Annotated in this window: 33 protein-coding genes; 4 read left to right on the plus strand and 29 right to left on the minus strand. The window is 69.5% G+C overall.

Annotated elements, in window-relative coordinates:
* Positions 1-22 precede the first annotated feature (22 nt).
* The 19 genes from IEY79_RS08995 to IEY79_RS09085 all read right to left on the minus strand — a co-directional run bounded on the left by IEY79_RS08995 (position 23) and on the right by IEY79_RS09085 (position 10,842).
* Positions 23-406, minus strand: a complete 384-nt coding sequence (locus IEY79_RS08995) for a hypothetical protein (RefSeq protein WP_189106839.1) — start codon at positions 404-406, stop codon at positions 23-25.
* Between the two features lie 462 nt (positions 407-868).
* Positions 869-1,486, minus strand: a complete 618-nt coding sequence (locus IEY79_RS09000; RefSeq protein ID WP_229700767.1) for a hypothetical protein — start codon at positions 1,484-1,486, stop codon at positions 869-871.
* Positions 1,465-2,004: a class I SAM-dependent methyltransferase gene (locus tag IEY79_RS09005; protein WP_189106841.1), complete on the minus strand. Its 540-nt coding sequence runs from the start codon at positions 2,002-2,004 to the stop codon at positions 1,465-1,467. Before IEY79_RS09005 ends, IEY79_RS09000 begins: the two co-directional genes overlap by 22 nt.
* Before the next feature lie 84 nt (positions 2,005-2,088).
* Positions 2,089-2,331, minus strand: a complete 243-nt coding sequence (locus tag IEY79_RS09010) for a hypothetical protein (protein ID WP_189106842.1) — start codon at positions 2,329-2,331, stop codon at positions 2,089-2,091.
* A gap of 192 nt (positions 2,332-2,523) precedes the next feature.
* Positions 2,524-2,967, minus strand: coding sequence for a DUF6221 family protein (locus IEY79_RS09015; protein ID WP_189106843.1), 444 nt, complete (start codon positions 2,965-2,967; stop codon positions 2,524-2,526).
* A gap of 26 nt (positions 2,968-2,993) precedes the next feature.
* Complete coding sequence (locus IEY79_RS09020; RefSeq protein WP_189106844.1) at positions 2,994-3,443, minus strand: hypothetical protein; 450 nt, start codon at positions 3,441-3,443, stop codon at positions 2,994-2,996.
* 3 nt (positions 3,444-3,446) lie between these two features.
* Entirely contained in the window at positions 3,447-3,947 is a 501-nt protein-coding gene (locus IEY79_RS09025; RefSeq protein WP_308426657.1) for a hypothetical protein, read from the minus strand.
* Position 3,948: 1 nt separating this feature from the next.
* Positions 3,949-4,545: a DUF6919 domain-containing protein gene (locus IEY79_RS09030; RefSeq protein WP_189106845.1), complete on the minus strand. Its 597-nt coding sequence runs from the start codon at positions 4,543-4,545 to the stop codon at positions 3,949-3,951.
* A gap of 9 nt (positions 4,546-4,554) precedes the next feature.
* Positions 4,555-5,340: a hypothetical protein gene (locus tag IEY79_RS09035; RefSeq protein WP_189106846.1), complete on the minus strand. Its 786-nt coding sequence runs from the start codon at positions 5,338-5,340 to the stop codon at positions 4,555-4,557.
* 150 nt (positions 5,341-5,490) lie between these two features.
* Positions 5,491-7,602, minus strand: a complete 2,112-nt coding sequence (locus IEY79_RS09040) for a hypothetical protein (RefSeq protein WP_189106847.1) — start codon at positions 7,600-7,602, stop codon at positions 5,491-5,493.
* Complete coding sequence (locus IEY79_RS09045) at positions 7,599-8,921, minus strand: cation diffusion facilitator family transporter (RefSeq protein ID WP_189106848.1); 1,323 nt, start codon at positions 8,919-8,921, stop codon at positions 7,599-7,601. The genes IEY79_RS09040 and IEY79_RS09045 overlap by 4 nt, the downstream gene beginning before the upstream one ends.
* A gap of 20 nt (positions 8,922-8,941) precedes the next feature.
* Positions 8,942-9,238: a hypothetical protein gene (locus tag IEY79_RS09050; protein WP_189106849.1), complete on the minus strand. Its 297-nt coding sequence runs from the start codon at positions 9,236-9,238 to the stop codon at positions 8,942-8,944.
* 20 nt (positions 9,239-9,258) lie between these two features.
* Entirely contained in the window at positions 9,259-9,486 is a 228-nt protein-coding gene (locus tag IEY79_RS09055) for a hypothetical protein (RefSeq protein WP_189106850.1), read from the minus strand.
* A 9-nt stretch (positions 9,487-9,495) separates the two neighbouring features.
* A complete protein-coding gene (locus IEY79_RS09060; protein WP_189106851.1) occupies positions 9,496-9,666 on the minus strand; it encodes a hypothetical protein in 171 nt (56 codons plus the stop codon).
* 88 nt (positions 9,667-9,754) lie between these two features.
* On the minus strand, positions 9,755-9,961 hold the full coding sequence (locus IEY79_RS09065; protein WP_189106852.1) for a hypothetical protein: 207 nt from the start codon (positions 9,959-9,961) through the stop codon (positions 9,755-9,757).
* Between the two features lie 98 nt (positions 9,962-10,059).
* On the minus strand, positions 10,060-10,212 hold the full coding sequence (locus tag IEY79_RS09070; RefSeq protein WP_189106853.1) for a hypothetical protein: 153 nt from the start codon (positions 10,210-10,212) through the stop codon (positions 10,060-10,062).
* Positions 10,200-10,391, minus strand: coding sequence for a hypothetical protein (locus tag IEY79_RS09075; protein WP_189106854.1), 192 nt, complete (start codon positions 10,389-10,391; stop codon positions 10,200-10,202). Before IEY79_RS09075 ends, IEY79_RS09070 begins: the two co-directional genes overlap by 13 nt.
* 5 nt (positions 10,392-10,396) lie before the next feature.
* Positions 10,397-10,570 (minus strand): hypothetical protein, encoded by a 174-nt coding sequence (locus IEY79_RS09080; protein ID WP_189106855.1) that lies wholly within the window; start codon positions 10,568-10,570, stop codon positions 10,397-10,399.
* Complete coding sequence (locus IEY79_RS09085; protein ID WP_189106856.1) at positions 10,567-10,842, minus strand: hypothetical protein; 276 nt, start codon at positions 10,840-10,842, stop codon at positions 10,567-10,569. Before IEY79_RS09085 ends, IEY79_RS09080 begins: the two co-directional genes overlap by 4 nt.
* Positions 10,843-11,070: 228 nt before the next feature.
* Here IEY79_RS09085 and IEY79_RS09090 point away from each other — a divergent pair, with 228 nt between their 5' ends.
* The 4 genes from IEY79_RS09090 to IEY79_RS37280 all read left to right on the plus strand — a co-directional run bounded on the left by IEY79_RS09090 (position 11,071) and on the right by IEY79_RS37280 (position 13,592).
* A complete protein-coding gene (locus tag IEY79_RS09090) occupies positions 11,071-11,778 on the plus strand; it encodes a GntR family transcriptional regulator (protein ID WP_189106857.1) in 708 nt (235 codons plus the stop codon).
* 95 nt (positions 11,779-11,873) lie between these two features.
* Positions 11,874-12,338 carry a DUF6907 domain-containing protein gene (locus IEY79_RS09095; protein ID WP_189106858.1) on the plus strand — a complete coding sequence of 155 codons (465 nt, stop codon included), beginning with the start codon at positions 11,874-11,876 and terminating at the stop codon, positions 12,336-12,338.
* A gap of 74 nt (positions 12,339-12,412) precedes the next feature.
* Positions 12,413-13,195 (plus strand): hypothetical protein, encoded by a 783-nt coding sequence (locus tag IEY79_RS09100; RefSeq protein ID WP_189106859.1) that lies wholly within the window; start codon positions 12,413-12,415, stop codon positions 13,193-13,195.
* A gap of 79 nt (positions 13,196-13,274) precedes the next feature.
* The gene (locus IEY79_RS37280) at positions 13,275-13,592 is read left to right on the plus strand and encodes a hypothetical protein (protein ID WP_229700768.1); all 318 of its coding nucleotides are present in this window, start codon (positions 13,275-13,277) and stop codon (positions 13,590-13,592) included.
* A 6-nt stretch (positions 13,593-13,598) separates the two neighbouring features.
* Here the strand turns inward: IEY79_RS37280 and IEY79_RS09110 are convergent, their stop codons facing one another.
* From IEY79_RS09110 to IEY79_RS09155, 10 genes are all read right to left on the minus strand, one after another.
* Entirely contained in the window at positions 13,599-14,243 is a 645-nt protein-coding gene (locus IEY79_RS09110; protein ID WP_189106860.1) for a hypothetical protein, read from the minus strand.
* A gap of 38 nt (positions 14,244-14,281) precedes the next feature.
* On the minus strand, positions 14,282-14,479 hold the full coding sequence (locus IEY79_RS09115; RefSeq protein WP_189106861.1) for a hypothetical protein: 198 nt from the start codon (positions 14,477-14,479) through the stop codon (positions 14,282-14,284).
* 318 nt (positions 14,480-14,797) lie between these two features.
* Positions 14,798-15,151, minus strand: coding sequence for a hypothetical protein (locus IEY79_RS09120; RefSeq protein ID WP_189106862.1), 354 nt, complete (start codon positions 15,149-15,151; stop codon positions 14,798-14,800).
* A 123-nt stretch (positions 15,152-15,274) separates the two neighbouring features.
* Positions 15,275-15,541, minus strand: coding sequence for a hypothetical protein (locus IEY79_RS09125; RefSeq protein ID WP_189106863.1), 267 nt, complete (start codon positions 15,539-15,541; stop codon positions 15,275-15,277).
* Positions 15,538-16,473 (minus strand): hypothetical protein, encoded by a 936-nt coding sequence (locus IEY79_RS09130; RefSeq protein WP_189106864.1) that lies wholly within the window; start codon positions 16,471-16,473, stop codon positions 15,538-15,540. The genes IEY79_RS09125 and IEY79_RS09130 overlap by 4 nt, the downstream gene beginning before the upstream one ends.
* A gap of 82 nt (positions 16,474-16,555) precedes the next feature.
* The gene (locus IEY79_RS09135) at positions 16,556-17,242 is read right to left on the minus strand and encodes a DNA cytosine methyltransferase (RefSeq protein WP_189106865.1); all 687 of its coding nucleotides are present in this window, start codon (positions 17,240-17,242) and stop codon (positions 16,556-16,558) included.
* A 56-nt stretch (positions 17,243-17,298) separates the two neighbouring features.
* Entirely contained in the window at positions 17,299-17,628 is a 330-nt protein-coding gene (locus IEY79_RS09140) for a response regulator (RefSeq protein WP_189106866.1), read from the minus strand.
* A gap of 35 nt (positions 17,629-17,663) precedes the next feature.
* A complete protein-coding gene (locus IEY79_RS09145; RefSeq protein WP_189106867.1) occupies positions 17,664-18,434 on the minus strand; it encodes a PDDEXK family nuclease in 771 nt (256 codons plus the stop codon).
* The gene (locus IEY79_RS09150; RefSeq protein WP_189106868.1) at positions 18,431-19,804 is read right to left on the minus strand and encodes a replicative DNA helicase; all 1,374 of its coding nucleotides are present in this window, start codon (positions 19,802-19,804) and stop codon (positions 18,431-18,433) included. Before IEY79_RS09150 ends, IEY79_RS09145 begins: the two co-directional genes overlap by 4 nt.
* Positions 19,801-20,715 carry a hypothetical protein gene (locus tag IEY79_RS09155; RefSeq protein ID WP_189106869.1) on the minus strand — a complete coding sequence of 305 codons (915 nt, stop codon included), beginning with the start codon at positions 20,713-20,715 and terminating at the stop codon, positions 19,801-19,803. Before IEY79_RS09155 ends, IEY79_RS09150 begins: the two co-directional genes overlap by 4 nt.
* Positions 20,716-20,722: the final 7 nt, after the last annotated feature.

Consider the following 20,722-nt stretch of genomic DNA (forward strand, 5'->3'; position numbering starts at 1 on the left):
GGCTTCGGTGGGTGGGGTGCTGCTAATCGATCTTGCTGATGCCGGTGGCCTCACCGTTGACCATGGTGGCGAAGACGCGCGCCTGGGCTTCCTTGCGGGCCGCTACGGGCTGCACGAGGACTTCACCGCCGGCGCCTTCGATGGTGATGAACAGCTGGTTCATGTCCTTCTTCAACCAGAGGGCGAAGATCCCGGTGAGCGCTACGCGGGTGGCGGTGATGCGGGCCTTGGCCTGCTCGCCCTTCTCGATGGTCACGCGTGCGCCTTCGATGGGCACGTCCATCTGGCTGGGGCTCTTGAAGTTGCCCCCGTATGCGGTGACTCCGGCCGCTGCGGCTGCGGCGACGATCTGCCGGTTGCGCTTCGCGGCGGCTTTCTCTTCGTCGGTCTTCTTGCTGCCGAACATGGTCCCCCCAGGGTGGCGCGGTTGGGGCCGCAATCATCCTGTATGCCGGGGGTGCCGGGAAGGCGAATGCGTCAGCCGCTGACCTTAGGGCCCTTGATGCCTAGAGGCAGAGGATGTCCTCGTCGGGGAGTTCGACGTGCCGACCGGCTCGTGTGCAACGTGGACAAATGCCAACGCTGCGACCGGATCCGGGGCCGTGCTCGGGGTCGGGGATGCTTCCTGCGAACTGGTGACCGCCGTAGCCAGCCGAGCAGAGGACGCATGGGCGCCAGAAGAGGCGGTGGCGGTGGGCGTATTCGCGGTGGATGCGAGCCCATCGTTGTGGGAGGAGCCGCACCCACTTCTCGTTCTTCTGGCGCTGGGTGGTGGCGGTGGAGAGCGGCGGCCGGATGCCGAGACGCCGGTACCAGAGGCGTTCAACGAATCCGGGTGGCCGCATGCGCATCGTGGCGGAGTACCGGGTCATGGCGCGGGCTTCCAGTGGGGGCCGCGTAGCGCTTCGGGTACGCCGGCGGTGGTGATGACCGGGGTGGCGAGACCGAAGGTTCGGGCGAAGATGCCAGCGAGTACTGGGTCGACAGGTCCACGCGGCTCCCGCTCGGGCGCCTGTGGCCGGTCCAGTCCGGCAAGGATCTCGGTGGTGATGCCGTGCGCGTGGGCGAGGTCCAGCAGTTCGGGGCAGTCGTTCAGGTTCTCTGTGACCGGGTCTTGGAAGTCGCCCTCGGTGCCGCAGCCTAGGCAGGCGGTGGCAAACATCCAGCTGTCGACCTTTGCCGGGTCAAGGCAGTGCCGGGCGAGAATGCGGCGGTCCGCCTCACAGCGACGCAGGGTCGCCGCGTCGACCGTCGGCTCGACTCCATGCTGAGCGACGGAGAGGCTGAGCCCGTCGGGCCCGTGGGCGACATCCGTCACGCTTCCGCTGATGACGTGGCTGCCGTCATCCGGCACGAGGGTGATGTGGCGGCCGGTCAGTTCGGCACGGTCGACTTGCTGGGCGATCCAGGCGTGGAGATCCATGGCGCGGGCTCCCGTTTTCTCGCGGGTGATCGGTCTTCGGGTCAGGCTCGGCTCCACCACCACACGCCGAGCGTCCCGCCGTGCATGGCTTCGACGTTGCCGCCGAGTGAGGCGAGTACCTGGTCCATGTCGCCGGCGTCCCACTGGTAGACGTGCGCTTCGTGCGGGTTGCCGTCGACTTCGCCCTGCTCGGACTCGACGATCGGCAGCGACACGAGGATGTGCCACGCCCCGGCCGCTTCAACCCGCTGAAGCAGGGCGACGGCGTCTTCGCGCGGCATGTGCTCCAGCACGTCACCGGCGATGACGAGGTCCCGGTGGAACAGATGGTCTTCGGAGTCGCGCACGTCCTCGACGTGGATCTCGTCGTACATCTTGCGGGTCTTCGTCGACTTCAGCTTGTACTTGGCCACATAGGGTTTGTGGATCTCAATGCCGGTCCACCAGACGCCGGGATGTGCGGGGCGAAACAGTCGCGCGTAAGTCCCCTCGCCGGGCCCGATGTCGGTGACGGTGTTCGGCAGGTGGCGGCGGAATCGTTCGAGGGACCAGTCCTTGCCCTCGGCATCGCTGGTGGGCATGACTGCTCCAATGCGGGGTCGTCCCGCCGTCGGCGGGGGGTGGCAGACGGCGGGACATCGGAGCGGGAGCCCCGAGTTCGGGGGTTACGCCGCCTTCGGCGCCCGTTGCGGCATCGCCCGGTAGCCGGCGGCCTGTTGGCGGATCTCGGGGAGGGCGTACATGGTGCGCTGCCCGTGGCCTTGCCCGTTGGGCCGCCCGTCGCCCCGGAACCGCTGGATCTTCCCGCGTGAGGCCCACTGGCGAATGACGTGCCCGGGGACGCCGGTGATGCGTTCGGCTTCGGTCCCGTAGACGAGGTCTTCGGGGTAGAGCTGGGTGGGGTGCATTGGGCCTCCCCGGACATGCAGAAAGCCCCCGGCAGTGGCGGGGGCTCAAGTGGTGGGCGGGCATACGTGTCTGCCCTGCGAGCACTGTGACATAAGGTGATCAGACTGGTCAAGTGACCTTCGTCGACTGGCTCTGGTGCAGACACGTCCAACGGCCCCGGCCGACGAGGGCCAGGGCCGCGCGGGGTAACGCTACGGGCGCCACGTCTCCTTGTAGTCGGGGTGGTCGGCGTGCTCGGTGGCGAGCAGGCGGACGCTGGGGCAGGGCCATGGCTTCGCACGCCGGAACCACTCGCGGTTGCCGTCGGCGTCGTCGTCGAAGTCCTCCGACAACGCGCAGACGGTGCAGTCGCCGTCCTGCGGCTGGTGCTCGGCCAGGAGCGCCCGCTTGGCTCCGACCTCGCGCAGCACGCGGGCCGGGTCGTGCCGGGCGATGTGGACGGACGTCTCATGGTCGTCTGGATCGAGGATCGCAGGCACCGACCGGCCGTCCCCTTCGCCACAGACGGAAGTCAACCCGTCGTCACCGAGTACAGCCGTCCACTTGCCGCCACCACGCTTCGCGGCAGCAGCCCGCGCGACCTCGGCTTCCTCATCCAGGCGCGCCCTCAGGAACGCCGCCAGTTCCTCGCTCATGCGTCCATCATCCCTCCTGTTGCCGGTCACTCGTCCTCTTCGACCTCCGCCTCCGGGTCGGGCAGTGCGCCGCCGGAGATGAGTGCGTCGATGACGTCGGGCGCGTATCCGTCGCGGGTGAGCTGTTCGCGCAGCATCCGGGACTTGTACCACTGCTTTTCGATCTTCTTGATTCGTTCGGCGGCTTTCTCGCGCCGCCGGATCTCGGGTTTCCGGGTCTCCCACGCCTCACGGCATTCGCGGTGGGCCGGGTAGCCGTTCTGCCCGTTCGACAGCAGCCGGGTGGCGACACCGCAGTGCTCACACGGCCGGGGCTCGATGGCCGCACAGGTTTCGCGGTGGGCGCCGGCGTGCGCGGTGAGGGCCGCGATCTCACTGCCGCCACGGGCCCGCCGCTTCTCTCCACAGCGGCACGTGAAGTCGGCGACGGGCGTGGACGACGACCGTTCCGGGACGTACACCCGTAACCCGAACACGGGTCACCGCGGCGTCTGGTTGCGGGTGTTGGCGATGACGCCGCGGGTGCTGGTGGTGATGCTGCGCGAGTCCTGGACGACGGTGCCGTTGTAGTGCTGGTGGATCACAGGCGGGGCGGACGTCCGGGTCTTCGCGACGAGACGGCTGACCGCGAGTACGAGGGCGGTCGGGGCACCGAGGACGATCGCGCACGCGACCGGGTCGGCGAACTGCGAGAAGTACATGAGCCCGGCGGCCGACATGCTGACCATGAGCGTCGTGGCGCCCCCGGCGAGCATCAACGTGCTGGCGTCCGTCGCACCTTGGGACATCGGCGGGCGGCCAGGCTGCGGTACGGGCAGGGCGGTGCCGACGACGGGCAGCGGGGTGTCGTCGCGGAACGCGGTGGGCTTCTCGGCAAGGGCCTCGTTGACCGCAGCGATAAGCATCTGCGCCTGGTCGTCGGCGGGTTCAGGTGTGGGCTGCCCGGCCGTGGGGGCGGGGCGCCGGTCGGACAGCGGCACGTCAGACTCCGATCTGGACGCGGTTGGTGATCTGGTCGAGCAGGGGCCACAGCCGGTCGTTGCGGCCCCACTCGGGGTCAATGAGGGTCACGTGGCGGGCGGCGGCGATCTCCCGGTGCGCGGCCCGGCTGACGCCGTCCCAGGAGATACGCCGGTCGGCACGGGTGGGTGCGCGGCCGAACCAGGTGTATGTCTCACCGTCGGCCTTGGTCGCGGGAATGCCTTGCCGTGCGCGGCCGCCGGGCTGGTTGACGACGAGGAGCACACCCTCGGCTTTCGCGGCAGCGCGGATGCGGGAGAGCAGGTCGAGGTCGGTGAGGTAGCCGTCGACCGCAGCGCGCTGCTGCCAGCGGACCCCGGCCGCGGTCTCGTCCTCGCCGGGCTGCGAGTTGTCGGTCAGGAACCCGGCCCGGCAGGCCGCGGCCAGAGTGGGGATCAGCTCCGCAGTCTCCTCGTCGGGCCCGTAGCGGGGCTGGTAGCCAGCCTGGGACTTGAGGTCACCCTCCAGCCAGCGGGCCGTCAGCTCACCGAGGTCGGCGAGGGTCGAAGCGGTGCGCCAGGCACGGCGGTCGCGGCGGGACATCCAGGGCAGCGGCATGACGATCTCCTAGGCGTTCGCGGGCTGGTTGGTGGTGGACGGTTTGCCGGTGCCGTTGCAGGGGGTGCAGGCGGCGGTGATGCGCTGACCGCCGAAAGCGGAGTAGAGGGCGCCGCTGCCGCCGCAGCACCAGCAGACGCCCTTCTTCTGAGCGGCGGCCGGGGAGAGCGGGGTGTTCTGCTTCTCCCATTCGGCGTCGGTCATCGTGGTGCCGCTGGTGTCGGTCTTGGTGACGGGCGCCGCGGTCTTACCGGGCTTGGCCGACGGTTGCGCCCCTTCGGTTACTTGGGCGTACCAGCGGCCCCCGACGGTCTTGCCGCCGTGCTTCTTCCGCTCGTGGGTGCGGAGCGCCTTGGTGGCTTCCTTGGCGTCCCGATAGCGGGGCTTCTCCTTCCACCCGCACGGGCAGGTGACGCCGCACAGGCCGGTCGCCTTGGCGCCGGAGAACCGGGCGGACAGGGCGACCCGGAGACGTCCGGCGCGGGCCTTGGTGGGCTTGGCGGGGCAGGGCTTCGAGCCGGTGAACGACCCGTCCTTGCCCTTGGTGAAGATCTGCCCGTTGCCCTTGCAGGTGGGGCAGCCCTCATGCGTGTAGCGGAGGATCGCGGCGTCCTTGCGGGACATGACGGTCTGCCCGTGCTTCTCGTGGTATTCGCCGACCTTTAGGGCGGTGGCGAGGAGTCCGCGCTGCACGAGACCGCCGCGGGCCGGCTTACGGACGGTGGACTTGCGGGCGGTCGCCTTCCGGCGAGTGGCGGTGGTCTTCTTGCGTGCGGCGGGCTTCCTCGCGGCCATGATCGGCAATCCTCTCCGTAAACTTCACATATATGGATCAATAGGGTGTCTAGGGGCCGTCTTGACCCCGCCTATAGGCCGTCTATAGCCCGCCTACCTGCGACGATGCCCTGACGACTAGACGGGCCCAAGACGGGCCGAAGACGGGGGTTAGGCGGCCGAAAGACGGGCTGTAGACGGGTCAATCAGCCCCGCGGCAGCCTGTTCGACGGTGGCCCGATGCCAGCCGCGAGCCTGCGGAGTGTCGAGCCACTTCCCCTTGCCAGCCGCCGCGCCGGGGGCGTGGGCCTTGAGGAGCTGGGCGAGCTTGTTGGCGTCCATATCGGTCTCCCCGGCGCCGTGCAGCGCGGGCAGCAGAACCTCGGAGGTGGGCAGGAACGTGTGGCCGCCGAGCTCGAACTCCCGCATCAGCACCGCGACCAGGCGGGCATCGTCGATGCCGCCCTGTGAGGCCAGTGCGTCGAGCCGGTCCGAGAGACTGACCGTGTCCGCCGTCCCGCTGCGGGTGATGACGTGCAGCAAGTTGGCGGCAGCCAGGCTGTCCTGGTCGAACCACGGCCGGCCAGCGGTCTTGCGGTCGGCGACCGCTTCCATGATCTGGTCGCGGCTGATGCGGTCCCACTTCCACAGGATCGGCCGGTCGTACCCGGGCCCGCGGATGAAGCACTTGCCCGCGTCGTACACCCGCTCGTCGTCCACGGCGGGCTGGAGCCGGTCGGGCCGGTAGCCGGCCGCCGCGGCGCCCGTGCCGAGGACGAGCCGGATGTCCTCCGCACGGGAGGCGAGCATCACCCGGTAGGTGACGGAGTCGGCGATGGCGTCACCGAGCGAGTCCTCGGTGCCCTCCTGCGCGGCAAAGATCAGGTAGGAGCCGGTCTCGCGGCCGATGCGCAGCAGTTCGATCGCGAGGGCCTTCGCCTCCTTCGGCAGGTAGATGAACTCATCGACGATCGCGTAGATCGCCGGGTGATCGCGGGACGGCTCCCACAGGTCGCCCATGTTGAGCCGGTGCTTCACGTCGTTGCGGGCGGAGGCGATGGCCACCAGGTGCGACAGCCACTCGGTGCACGCCTTGCCGCCGCGGATCGGCGGGGCCGCCATGACGCCTTCGAACTCCCGCAGCCCGCCCTTGACCGGGTCCATCTCGATGGCGATGGCGTCCCGGCAGGCGGTGATGGTCTCGGCGATGCACCGCAGGGCGCCCTTCGTCTTCGCCGAACCGGACTTGCCGATGACGAGCATCGACATGCCACGCAGGCGCAGTTCGAGGGGACCGCCGTCCATGCTGCGCCCACGGACCGCCACGTCCTTGACGGACAGCGAGTTCGGAGCATGCACGGCCGGGCGGGGCATGTTCGCGAACGGGTCCGCAGTGACGAGCCGCAGCACGATATGCGCGGACCGGGAGGGGTCGGGCTCGATGAGGGTGCCGCCCTTGGCGATGTCGAAGTGCGCGTCAAGCTGGTCGGCAGCGGCGTTGACCTTGCCGGGGGTGGAGCCCTTGAGGTCGATGTCGACTTCCCAGCCCCAGGGGCGGTGGCCGAGGATCTGGACGCGCCGGGTGGCGATCCTCTCGTGGGCGAGGGCGCGCTCGATGCACTCGATGACCTGCTCGCCATTGGTGCACCAGGAGAGCGGGTACGGCTCCTCCCCGTCATCCTGGTCCTCGTCGGCGAGCATCTGGCCAGGCCCTATGCCGGGATTCTGGACGCGGTACCGGCCGTAGGCGGTGAGGAGCGTCCCCGCGGCGAGGGCTTCGACGCCGGGCATAACCGCCCACGACCAGTCCAGGGCGGCGAGCTCCCCGTACTTCACGAGCGCCCACCAGCCGGCCAGGTCCAAGGCGGCCACTGCGCCCGCGCTCCATCCGAGGATCTTCCAGCGGGACTTGCGGGTGCGCTCGACCTTGCCCCAGTCGGCCCCGGTGCTCATGCCCCCGAGAACCTCTTGGTGGTCGTGCGCCCGGACGTACCGCCAGCCGAGCACGCTCGTCGCGGCGGCGCCGACGGCGAACCACTTGATCGGCGGGAACACCGTGCGAGCGGTGAGCCCTGCGGCCTTCCCGGTGACGGACGCGACGACCATCGCAGCGGAAGCCGTCTGGCGCAGCACCGGGGTCCGGGCGGGAACCGTCTCCACCATGCCCGGCGCGATGTCGTCCACCTCTTCGGCGGCCGGCTCAGGCTCGACAATCTGGCCCTTGATGACCTTCGTGAAATCCCAGTCCGCGGGGAACGTCTGCGGCTCGGTCTCGGTGCTCACTTCTGCTCCTCGGTGGCTGCGGTACGGGCGGTGATGGAGGCCTGCTTCTTGGCGGCCGGAACGTACTTCGGGGTGTCGCCGGGTCGGCGTCGGCCGGAGCGCGCGGGCGGGTTGTAGCGGCGTGTTTTCGAGGTGGGGGGCATTTGCGATGCACGCTGCGGCGACGTGACCTTGGTGGGCTTGTTTCCGGGGGCTTCGGAGCGGGCCGCCTCGACGCGCCGTGCGGCCGAGTTGCGGCCACGGATGATGTCGACGGAACTGCCCGGCTCGGTGCCCTCGATGTCGTTGTGGGCGCGCCGCCAGACCGACTCGGTGACGGTCGTCTCGCCGAGTGCAGCAGCCAGCTTCAGGGCGTGCTTCCAGACCTTCGGGAAGTTCTCCTCGCGGTTAGCGTCGAGCGCGGCAGCAGAAGCCCGCGCGGCGTTCTCAAGGTGGGCCTGACGCTCGGCCTCAACCTTCTCGGCCGCCGCCTCCTCCTCGGCCTGCTTCTTGGCGACCTCCTTGGCGGCGTTGCGCTCCCGACGCGTCAGGGCGCCGTCACGCTTGCGGATGCGGCCGTGCTCGTGAAGGTCCCAGACGCCGGGGCCGGCAACAGACGCGAACGCGGTGGCGATTGCGGTGGCGGGGTCGAACGCATGCCACCCGTGCCAAAGGTTGATGCCCGCGGCGATGAACGCGAGGAGCCAGGCGATCGTCCGGTAGTGCCACAGCGGGCGCCGGTTCGCGACCGCGGCAGCGGCACCGCGCTGAACGACCCAGGACCCGCCTTCCAGCATCACCGGCGCGGCGACCAGCCACCACGCCTCGGGGTTCCAGAACGCCGCGATCTGCACGGGCAGGGCGACGATCCCGCAGACGATCGCGAAGCGGATGGCGTAGGTACGCCACTTCGCGTCGGCCTTGGCGACCTCTTCGTCAGCCTTCTCGGCCTTCTGCTGCTCCGCCTCCTCGGCCTTCCGCGCTTGGCGGGCGAGACGGTCGGATTCCTCGCGCTTCCGGTTGATCTCGGCGAGGTGCGCTTCGTGTGCGGCGCGCTCCTTCTCGACTCGCATCGCCGTTCGCTCGTTGGCGAGGCGCTGCCGCTCGGCTTCGGTGGCGGCCAGGGTGCGCGCGGCGTCCGCCTTGCCCTCGGCCTCAATACGGATGGCTTCGGTCTCGGCGTAGGTGCGCGCCCGGATGGCGGCGGCTTCAGCCTCGGAGATCGGGTCGACTGCGGGTGTGGGCGGTTCGGTCGGGTTGTCCTGTTCGACGGGCCGCCGCTCCCCGAGGTCGGGCAGGGGGCGCGGGTGGCCGTTCGCCTGGGTCGGGGCGGTGATCATGGCGGGCGGTTCCTTCCTGGTCAGGCGTTGGTGGTTTGGCGTGCGCGGTGAAATTCGCGGATGAACTCGTCAGTGAGACCGGCGCCGACGAGGCCGGACACCGGGGGCCGCCCGAGGCGTTGGGCGGCCCACAGCTCCAGGTAGATGGCCTTGGTCGCGAGGTAGTTGATGACGGGGCGGGCGCAGCGGACGGTGAGGACCACGGCGCCCAGCCCGGTCATGACGGCCAGGGCGAGGAGCCGCACCGACCACACCCGCAGGGCGGTCAGCGACCGCCGGATACGACCCGGCTTCGCGGTGATCAGGTAGGGGTGCACGGTGCGGACTCCTCTCGAAGTTATGCGGCGAGTGCCAGTGCGGCGACGAGCAGGGCTGTGACGTGGGCGGTTTGGTCGACGTGCGCGGCACCGCCTCGCTCCGCCCACCCGGCCTGCCTGGCGAACTTCATCCACCGGGCGACGGGCCACCGGCGGTCAACGAAGGCGTGCGTTCCGGCGATCCACAGCAGGACCACCGCGGCGGGCAGGAGGTCGACGTTCAGCAGAACGAACAGGGTGGCGAACACGGGGCTCCCCTACTTGCCGTGGATGGTCTGGCCGGATTCGAGGTACCTGACGGCCCGCTGGATCTCATCGGTGGTCATGGTGTTGTCCATGACTTCCTTGGAGCCGGCCTTTCCGGCGACGACGACGACGGCGACGGCCTGCTGCGCGCACTCTTTGTCGGTCTTCTCGCGTCCGAACATCGGTTCCCCTTCTGGTCTGGGTTCCGGCTGTTCCGGTCCCCTCTGCCGGCGCCGAGCCGAAGTCCGGCGGCGACAGAGGCGGAGAGGATCAGGCCGCTGCGATGGCGTCGAGTTCGTCGAGCACCCGCACGCCGGGGTTGCGCAGCTCGTACACGGCGGCCTCGGCCCGGACCCGGCGCACGTCCAGTTCGTCACCGGTCCCCAGTGCCACCTCCAGGCGGGTCCGGAAGCGAAGGACGGCCGTCTCGGTGGCGTCGTGGGCGTCGAGCAGGTCCGACAGCAGGTAAAGAGACATGGGGGTGCCAATCTGTGAGTAGTGATCAAGGGGTTTGGTGCAGCGCCCGTGGGGGCTACGGGGGTTGGAGGCACCCCACGGGCGCTGCGGTCTTGGGGTCAGCGGCGGGCGGTGACGATGCAGTCGCGCTCGTACTTGGCGTTCTCGATGGCCTTCTGGGCTTCACGGGCGCGTTCCTGCGCCTGCCGGGTCTGCTCGGCGAGGGCAGCCTCGGCGGCGGCCTGGATCTCCTGCGGGGTCACTGCTGCCACCCCGTCTCGGGCTGCTCGGCGTTCTCGGCGGCTGCTTCGAATGCCATGCGGGCCATCGCCCGGTACATCCAGGCCGAACCGGTCGACGGGTGGTCGGGGGTCGACGCGATCTCGGCGGCACGGGCCGCGAGACCCTCGCCGCGCATCTCCTCCACCAGCGCCAGCGTCGGAGCAGACATGGCGCTCACCACCCCATCCGCTTGATGAACCGGCGAAGCTCGGCCGGGTCGGACGGGCGCTTCGGCGACTCCTGCTGCGGGATGACGGTGAGGCGCAGGCGCCCGGCGGTGATGCGACCGGAGGCCACAGGGCGGGGGCGACGGTCCGGGTCCGGGGTCGCGACCAGGGTGGCGGTCATGACGCCACCGCCGGAGTCAGCGAGTCCAGCTCGGCCCGGGCGGACGCCAGCAGATCGAACTGGGCGCCGGACAGGTCACGGGCGTCCATCGCGGACAGACGCTCGATCGTCTCCCGGCAAATCTCCGCACGGGCCGCCGACCGGTTGACCCCGGCGGAAGTGTTGCGGACGAACGATGCGGCGGCGTGGGCCGCGACGTCGGCCGGGCTGAGAGTAGGGGCAGGGGTTGGGGCGCCCCCTGTGCGCTCTAGATCACGGGTAAGGTTCGACATGGCTAGCTCCTGGTTCGGTCAGGTTGCTGGCTACCTCGGCATCGGTGCGCTACCACCGGTGTCGAGGGCCCCGGCCTCTCTCAGTGCGCTACCACTGGTGGGGCCTTTTGCCTTGCGGCGGGGGGCTTGCGGAAAACCAATCTAGAGCTAATCTAGAACACAAGCAAGCCCCCCGCCCGAACTCACGACAGGAGACCCATGCCGCCGCCGAACAGACGGCGTTCCGCGATGGAAATCGCCGCTCACTACCGGCGGCTCATCCAAGACGGGACGCTTTCCCCGGGAGATCAACTACCGTCCAGGCGGAAGATCACCGAGGAGACCGGTGCCGCTTCCGGAACCATTGATCAGGCGTTCAAGACTCTGACCACAGAGGGCCTCCTGGAGGCCAATTCCACCGGCACCTTCGTGGCTGCTCGATCAGACGTCGCCGTCACCGGCGCCGCAAGGCTGGGCCGCCGGGAACGCACAGGCGCCCTTCGCGCACCAGGCGAAACGACCAGTAATCACTGGAGCGGGCTGAGGTCGGTCGCAGATCCGGTCATCGCCAAACTGCTTGACCTGGAACCACACGAAGAAGTCGTAATCAGACGCCGGGTTCACCACCGCGAGGGTTCGCCGTCCACCGTGGACAGCTCCTTCATTCACGTCCGGGCTCTAGGCACTGTCCCAGAGATGCTGGGCGATGGGCCGTCCGAGCGCTGGTGGCAGGATCTCTACAAGGAACGAACTGGTCGCGACATCACCAGGTCGCCTGAGCGGAGAACTGCGCGACTCATCTCCAACGACGAGCTGACTGCCCTCGGGATCCAGCTGCCGCCCGAGTCGGCGACCTCCGTACTGGTGGTGGTCAATGTCTTCCACGATGAAGACGGACCGCTAGAGGTCTGGGAGGACGTCTATCCTCCGGGCTCCTGGCAGGTCGACGCCGAATAAACGAACGGCCGGGCGCGCCAACGCCCGGCCAGTTCAACCAGCGGTTGCACCCGCTGATCCAGAGATCCGCAACCCTCGAAGGAAGAGGTCTCAACATGTCCATCGTATCCCCTGAGCGCCCGACCGCGCAGGCCCCCTCCTCCGCCTCCACCACGCCCCCACGCTCCTGGCTGCGGTCGATCGACGGCGGCGGTCAGATCATCGAGGCATGTCCGTCGTACTGCACCGACCACCACCGCAACGACACCGACGGCGCCCTGGATGACCTCCAGCACGGCGCGTACTTCGACGGCACGCCGATGCCGGTGTTCCATCCGGACCTGGGCGCGGTAGCGATGCCGGTCCTGGCAGGTCGCCTGAACGTCGACCCGTACAGCGAGGACCCGAACCGCCGACTGCCGCACGTGACGCTGGAGCCGTGGCAGGACGAGGTCATGGAGACGCTGAACCCGGACCAGTTCGCGCAGGTGATCGCACAGGTGCGGGCGCAGTGCGACCGGCTCGACGAGGTGCACGCGCAGCTCGTGGCGGCGCGCGCCAAGTACGGACAGACGGGCTGAACCGATCACCACGAACCTCTACGGCCGGGCGGCCTCGCTGCCCGGCCGTTTCGCAGATAAGGCGCGGTGAGCGCATGAGAGTCATCCGCAGCATGTCGCCCGACGGGTGGGTCCCCATTGCCAATGTGACGGCCCAGAACCACAAGCTCAGTTGGCGCGCCAAGGGGCTGCTGCTTGAGCTCCTCAGCTATCCCGACGGGTACGACCTGACGTTCGAGAAGCTGATGGAAAGGGCGCGATCGGCAGGCGGTAAGGCGGAGGGTCGCGACGCCATGCGTAAGGCCATGCAGGAGCTGGAGCAAGCGGGCCTGCTGACCCATGTCCGCCATCGGATCGACGGAAGCGTCGGCGACCGCAAGCAGTGGCGCACCGAGACGGTGGTCACCGACCTGCCCGGCGTTGCCGATGTCCGGGCTACTGGTCTTCAGGACCCCGGAGGTTCAGTAACCCGGTCCTCCAGCAAGTCGGCCAACCAGGAGGTCTCTAACAACACGGGTTCTCTAAAGACGGATCACCAAGACGACGAGGGGCAACATTCCTCCGCACTCGCTGCCGCTCGTGCGGGCCAGTTGGCGCGTGGGCGCGAGGGGCGGCGGCGAGAACTCGACCGGCTGTACTCGGCGGCAGACAAGCTCAACGACGACCAAGTCCGCCGGCTGCTGCTCCAGTTCGAACGGAAGCGGCCACGGATCTACCGGGAGCAGCGGCAAGCTGCGCTGGCCCAGCTCGGCCGGGAGAAACCGGACGACCTGCGGTCGGTGCGTGCCGTCGACATGCTGAGCTTCAAGTACGCGCTCCAGCACTACGGCGGCGACGGGAAGCCACTGCCCGACTGGCTGGTGCGATTCCCTCGGTGAGCGCACCGAAGCCCCCGAGCCGCGATGGCCCGGGGGCTTCGGTGTGTGACCGCTGGCCGGTCAGGGCGTTATAGGGGGCATGAGCGAACCGTTGGGTACGAACAGGCAGCGCGATGACGTCTCAACGTTGCTGAAGATCGCCGACTCCATGGGGGTGACAGGCGCTTACGGCTCACATCTGCCGGTTCTGGACGCGCCCCCGATCACAGAAGTCGAGGAACGGCTGCACGACTTGCTGGACTCGCCAGATGACCGGCTGCCGTTGATCAGCTTGCGTGAGGCGCAAGCCGCTGTACTGCTGCTGCGGGTCCTTGCGTCGGGCGACGGCGACGGACACGTTGCGGCGCACAGGTTGGCCAGTCGCATCGCGAATCGGCTGCCGCCCGACGAGACGTAGGTGCACCTACGCTGCCGCTGCCCTCCGTTCGGCGACCGGCAGCCGCAGCACCTCGGCGTGCCCGTACTGGGTCTGGCACCCGTAGCAGCGGGCCCCCGGCGTATCGAGGGTGACGCGCAGGACGGCGCCGCAGGGGCAGGTCACGGGGACGGCGCGCGGTGGTCTCTCGCCCGCCACGTGGACGCTCGCCTGGCGGTGGATGAGGCTCACTTCCCGGCCGAATTCGTCGAACGCGGGGTGCGCCGTGACCGCCCATTCAAGGTTGAATCTCAAGGTCGACACCGCGTGGTTGACCCGCTGCTGCAGCGTCCCCGCCTCGTCGAGCTCGGCCCGGCCTTGGGCTTCCCAGTCCCGCACCCAGGTTTCCAGCGGGCCGAGGACCGGGCCCCCGGCCGTCATGAGGTTGAGCACGTCGAGCCGCACCGGGACGGGCGCGTTGCGGGAACCGGACACCGCCGGTCCGCCGCCACCGGAACCGGGGGCCAGGCGGGTGCCGAGCTTGGCGTACAGCCCGCGCGGGCCGGCGAGTTCGAGCAGTTGCCGGTCGACGCGCTCGGTGCACCGGTGGCAGGCGTAGCGGCCGATCTCGTCGGGGTGCAGCGCGGCGGGGCAGATCGTGCAGCGGGGCTCGGGGGCTTCGTCCAGGTTCACGGCGGGCTCCTTGGTGCGGGTCGGGCGGGTGCGGTGGGTCAGTTGTGGCAGGGGCAGACGCAGCGGGCGGCGCAGAATTTGCACTGTGCGGGGGTCTTCGCCCCGGCCAGGCCGGTCTTGCCCTGGCAGTAGGCGTGCTCGTCGTGGAGGCAGCCGGTGGAGAGGTAGACGTGGGTGCCGAGCCAGTGGGCGAGTCGGGTGAGGGCGTTGGCGAGCCAGCCGACCAAGGCGGTCATTCCGGTTCCTTTCGGTCACGTGTCACGGATCGGCGGGGCTGTGCGCCTCGCTGACGTTCTCGGGCTCGGGGCGACTGGGGGGCGCCAGAACACTCCGAGGCGCTTAGGCGGGCGCTGAGTGGCCTTCTCGGGGCTGTTCTGCTTGACGGGTAGCCGAGCGCCCAGCTTGTGCGCGCTTCGCCGCCCGTCGCGTCGCCCGGTTCGGGCGGGGCTCGGGGTCGTCGTCGGCCACCACGACCTCAACGGACCGGAGTTCGGTCTCCCAGCGGGCACCGGGTGTTCCGCCGCGCTCGCGGCGCGGGGCCGACGATGGGCCGGTCATGACCCGCCCCCGGTGTTGATCTGCCGGGCCACCGCGAGGGCGGGCTCTCCGTCGGGGATGGGCTGGCCGACGTCCAGGGCGTGACGTCGGGCGGCTTCACGCTCCAGCCAGTCGGCAACCAGCAGGCCGAGCGCGGGGTCCATGAGGGCGATGTGCGCGGCGCACTGCGGGCTGGCGGCGTCCGCAACCGGGTAGATCGGTTCTCCGGTGTCCGGGTAGGCGCCTTGCGTGACGGTGGTGCCGTCGGCGGCCCAGGCGTTGTCGATGCCGGGGGCGGACTGGACGGCGGTGGCGGTGGTCCGCAACCGCTCGGCGGCGGTGCGGAGTTCGTCGGCGGGGCTGGTGGTCATCGGTCCTCCGTGGCGTTGTGCGGGTCTGTGGCGGTCTCGGTGCGGCTGGGTGCCGGTGGGCGTGCGCGGGGGGCTGTGGTGGGCGTGTGGCGCGCCCCGTGGGGTCGGGCGCGCCACACCCGGTCAGGCGGTCGGGACTGGGTCGAAGTAGCGGCGCAGCGTCCACTGATGGCGGCAGTCCGGGTTGACGCAGAACGCACGACGCCTGAGCGGTCGCACCACGGACCAGACCTCCTGGTAGCCGTCTTCCGCGTCGGGGTACTGCGGTCGCACGATGCCGTCGTCCCCGACGACGGCTGGCCCCCAGTCGATGCAGGACTCGACATCCTCGGCAACGCCGCACTGCTGGCCGCATCGGGTGCAGGCGAGCGGACGGGCGTCGGCGGTCACTTCTGCTGCGCCCCGTCCACGTCGGCCGTGCCGGTGCAGGGGCAGCGGTTCTCCGTGTCCGCGTAGGCGCGGAGGAAAGCGCCGCACGGGGACTGCTCGGCGCAGAGCAGGTGGCCGCAGGCAGCGCACAGGTCGGGCTGCGCCCCGTCCTCGGCCTGCCCACCGGACCCGGCGGCGGCCATGCCGCGCAGGAACTCGGCGTACAGGGACGAGGTCATCGGGCGGACATCCCACGCGTTCCGCCGCTCCATGTCCTGGATCGCGTCGGCGGCCTCGGTGAGCGTGGTGGCGCGGGCCTGCTCCAGCTCGGCACGCAGGCGGGCGTTGTCCGACTCGGCGCGGTGCAGCGGGATGAACAGGCGCTCGCGCTCCCGCTGCTGCTCCTCGTCCGCCACGGCGCGCAGCTTGGCCTTCATGGCCTGGACGGCCTCGGCCTGGTCGGCAGTGAGCGTGCCGAACGGGTCGGGCCAGACGGCGTCCCACCGTTCGCGCCGCTCGGCGTCGGGCACAGGCCGGGCGGGGGCCTCGTCGTGGCAGCCGGTCGGCGTGTGCACCTGCAGCAGGGTCTGGCCGTCGCAGGCGCACGAAGCGGGCCGGGTGTCGGGCTGGTCCCCGGACGCGGCAGTGTCGCTTGGGCAGCCGCACCCGGCGTTGTGGGTCTCCGGCGTCGGGCAGTGGGCGGTGTGCTCGATCCCGGCTTCGCACGCCGGGCAGTCGACGACGGGCTTGCCAGCCGCCCCAGCGAGCCCGGCGAGGATCTTCGGCAGGTCGGCAACAGGCACGTGCACCGACTGCGGCTCATCGCCCTCGATCGAGATGGACAGGGTGTCGGTCACACCGCCGGTGTCGAAGTCGGGCATCAGGCGGGCGGACAGGCAGAACTCATCGGCGTCGATGTACCGGAAGGTCGTGGGCTCGGGCTGGTCGGGCATGTTGATCTCCTCAGGGTCAGGTGGTGGACTGCCAGGGCGCCCGGCCCCCTCGGTTGCGACGAGGGGGACGGGCCGTTGTGCGTCACGGGGCGGGGACGGGCACACGGGCGAGGAACTGTTCGCCGATCCACCGCGCGTAGGCCGGCGGGATCGCTTCGCACACGCCCTGGATGGTCGTGATCCACGGGGTGCCCATGGCCGCGGCGGCGGCGCGCTGCCACGCCTTGCTGTGCTTGCCGCCGGTGATCGTCATGAACGGCCGCTCCGGCGTGGGCAGGTAGCCGTTCCGCGAGCACAGCTCGACGTGCGCCGGATGCTCGGGCGCGACCAGCGGGAACGACGTCTCCATCAGCCGGTGCCGGTACATGCGCAGGTCAAACATCGGGCCGCACAGCATGATCGGATCGACCATCTCCGGACGCGCGGCCTCAACGTTCTCGATCACGAACGGCTTGCCGACGGCGAGCATCGCCTCGCGGGTCGGACCGATCAGCTCCGGATAGACCTTGTGGTTGTACGCGTTCAGCGGCGACCACGCCTGACACGGCGGGGACCCGTGGATGAGGTCGTACTCGTGGCCGTGGGCCAGCAGGTACTCGATCGCGTCGCCGTGAACGAACTCGAACGGGTACTCGGTGCCGCAGTCGGGGTCGATGTCGACGCCGGTCACGTCGAACCCGGCCTGGTGGTAGCCCATGGCCATGCCGCCGCGGTGGCAGTACAGGTCCAGGACGCGGGGTCTGCGCGTCGGGATGGTCAGGTCGGTCATGTGCTGCTCCTTCGTGGTGTGGCGCGCGGGCCGGCGAGAACCGGATCCACAGCGGGTCAGGTCGTGGGGTGGGTGCGGCGGTACGCGTCGAGCGCGGTGATCCCGTTGACGACGACGTGCGGGGCGTGTTCACGGGCGAGACGCAGCGCGGTGTCGAGGTCGAACCGGTGCGCTGCGAGCCAGTCGTCGCCGCGGTCGTAGGGCTTGACGCCGTGGGCCCACGTGCCGTCGGCACCGAGGCACCAGCCGTTGCGGGTGACAGCCCACTTGCCGTCGCCGCGGTACTCGACGTCGATGTTGAAGACGTGCCGGTTGATGTCGCCCTCGGGGAGGATCGACACCTCGTAGCGGACGGCCTGGCATGTGGCTTCGGGGATATCGGTCATGTCGGGTTTCTCCTGTTGGGTCGGGGTGCGGTTGGTCAGGCGGTGATCTGGCAGCGGGGGCATTCGCAGGGCTGGCCGGTGTCTTCGCCGATCGGCTTGGGGGTCACTGGCGGCCCGGAGATGGTGATGAACTCGATCTCGGCAGCCCCCGCCGGGTAGGCGTGAGCGCCAATGAGCCGGCGGCGGCAGGCGCGGCACCAGGGCCCGGTGAACCAGCCGCCGCGGTTGCAGCTGGGGCAGCGAGTGAGCCAGGCCGGCCGGCCGTGGGCCGAAGACCAGACGGGGCACGTCTTGCGGCCACGAGGCCGCGGACGCTCCCAGTCGAGGTAGTCGTCGTACCGGCTGTCGCGTAACAAGTCATAGGGCTTGGGCGGGTGGCCGATGAGCACGAGCTGCCCGCCGGGCCAGTCGCAGGTGCAGTCGCCTTCGCAGCGGCAGGCCAGGGTCTTGCCGAGTTCGACGGCCTTCTCGATGCGGGGGACGCCGGTGCCTTTGACTTCGAGCCACATGCCGTGGTCGGGCAGCCGGAAGTCGGGGAGGTAGACCGAACCGGAGGGCAGGTTGATGGCCTCAGGTTCGTACTGCCAGGCGATGTTGAGGCTGTCGAGCGTGGCCGCCCATCCGGCTTCAAGGGCGGATCGGAAGGTGACGCCGGCGTACCAGGTAGGCAGGGCTTCGATCGTCATGTCGCCACCGAGGGCGCCCGCTTGGCCGGGTATGTGGTTCTGCCGGGCGAGCCTCTGCTCCATGTAGTCGCCGATGATCTGCCCGATCGACATGCCGTTGCTGATGTTCTGGATGCTCATCCCAGCTCCCGCCCCATGGACCGGAGCCGTGCGTAGTGGCCTTGAAAGATCAGCGGGACGATGCGGCCGTTGGCGCCGTTGCGGTTCTTCGCGACGATGAGGTCGATCTCGCCGGCCCGGTTGTCGTCGGGGGTGCCGTCGTCGTTGAGGGGGCGGTGCATGAGGACAATGACGTTGGAGTCCTGCTCGATCGCCGACGAGTCCTTGAAGTCGGTGACGACGGGCTGACGGCCGGCGGCGCCGCGGTTGAACTGGGCGAGGGCGACGACGGGGATTTCGAACTCCATCGCCAGGAGCTTCAGCCCGCGGGAGAGTTCGGCGACTTCGTTGGCCCGGTTCGCGTTGGGCTTCGCGTTCTCTGGGGTCATGAGCTGGAGGTAGTCGGCAACGACGATCGCTGGTGCGTTGCCCTGGGATGCCATCCACCGCATGCGGGCCCGGATCTTCCCGATGGTGAGGTTCGGGGAGTCGTCGAGGATGAAGTTGTGGGCGTTCTGAAGCTTCGGCGCGGCCTTGAAGACTTTCTCCCAGTCGGCCTGGTCGAGCTTGCGGCGGATGAGTTTGTCGAGGACGACTCCCGCTTCGGCGGCGGTGAGGCGGGCCATGAGTTCGGAGCCGCCCATTTCGAGGCTGGCTACGAGGGCGGGCCGGCCGCGGGATAGGGCGACGTGCGCGGCCAGGTTCATACCGAGGAGCGACTTGCCGCCGCCGGTTGCGGCACCGACGGTGACGAGCTGGCCGGGCTTGAGTTCGACGACGTCGTTGAGGTCGTGCCAGGGGGTGTCGAGGGCGTTGGGGTCGGCGCCGGCTTCGAGTTCGTCGATGAAGCCCATCCACCGGTCGGCAACAGCGAGCCGCACCTCGGTGGAGGCGGTTCCGGCTGCCGCGGCCTGAAGGTCGGCCATGGCGGCGTCGAGGATTTCGGCGGCGGTGGATGCGGCGACGAGGGCGCGGGAGGTGGCGCGGCGGGTGGCGTCGAGGACGGCCCGCAGTTGGGCGCTCTCGCGGATGATCTCGGCGTAGTGCTCGGCGTGGGACGCGGACGGGACCTGGTGGCACAACTGGTGGAGGTAGGCGGCTCCTCCAACTCGGCCGAGTTCGCCGGTGGCGAGGAGTTCGGCGGCAACGGTGATGGGGTCGATCTTCGGGTCTCGGCTGCGGGAGTACAGGTCGGTGATGGCGCGGTAGATCGTCTGGTGCTGTGGGACGTAGAAGTCGGTGGGGCCGGTGAGGATCGCTGCGATGGGGTCGATGCGGCGGCGGTCGAGGAGCATTGAGCCGAGGGCGGCTTCTTCGGCTTCGCGGTTGTGCGGGCTGGTGCTGGTCTCGCCGCCGTCGTCGATGTCGGGGAGCCATGTGGGCTCGGTCATGCGGCGCGGCCTTTCGTGTTGGGGTGGCATTCGGGGCAGCGGTTGAGGCTGCGGATGCCGCGGGCGTCTTCGGTTTCGCGGGTGCGGGTGATGGGGTCGCAGTCGGGGTGGCCGCAGTGCGGCGGCTTGTCGGCGGCGGGTTGCGGGCGAGTGCTCCGCGGGGGCAGGCCGACCCAGCCGGCCTTGAGGAAGAACTTGGCGAAGCGGATGGGCTCGCGCGCTTTGGTGCCAGCCGCGAACTTGACCATCTGCTCAACTCCGGCGCGGTCGAGGATTCGGGCTACGGCTTGCCAGTCGTCGGCGGTCATCTGCCAGGAGACGTAGATCCCGGCTTCGGTCATGGCCTTGATGAGCGGCTGGCAGTAGTCGAAGGCCCGTGGGGTTCGTTCTTCGCTGCTCGCCTGCTCGCCTTCGCCGGTAGGTAGGGAGGAGATAGGAGAAGGAAGAACTCTTGTGGTCGGCAGGCGACCTAGGTTCGATCCGGACTTAGCGGTTTCTGTCCCTTTTGGCTGGGTCGTCTCCCGACCTAGGGCTAGGTCGTCTCCCGACCTAGGTTCGTGTCGCTTTCCGGGGCGTTTGCCGGACTTAGCTGGGTCGTCTCCCGACCCAGCCTTACCGTCAGGAATCTGAATGAAATAGACATTCTGTGCATGCTCTTTCTGGGCCTTGATGGGGTCGGGCGAGTCGCACCGAACCCATCCGCCGTCGAGGAGGTTTTTGCGGTGCGTGAGGAACGAGGACTTCGACATCCCCGTGGCTTCCAGCAGCACCGATTGGGCCGGCTGGTTTCTGTGAGCGATCGAGCCGGTGTCCGCGTCAGCCCACGTTGCGATCGTCAGCGCCAAGAGCCGCGACAGGGGAGGCAGTCCGCTGCGCCTGATCGCGCGCTCGAACTCGAACCTGCTCGGCATTGACGAC

The sequence above is a fragment of the Streptomyces camponoticapitis genome (genome assembly GCF_014646115.1).
GTDB classification, from domain to species: Bacteria; Actinomycetota; Actinomycetes; order Streptomycetales; family Streptomycetaceae; genus Streptomyces; species Streptomyces camponoticapitis.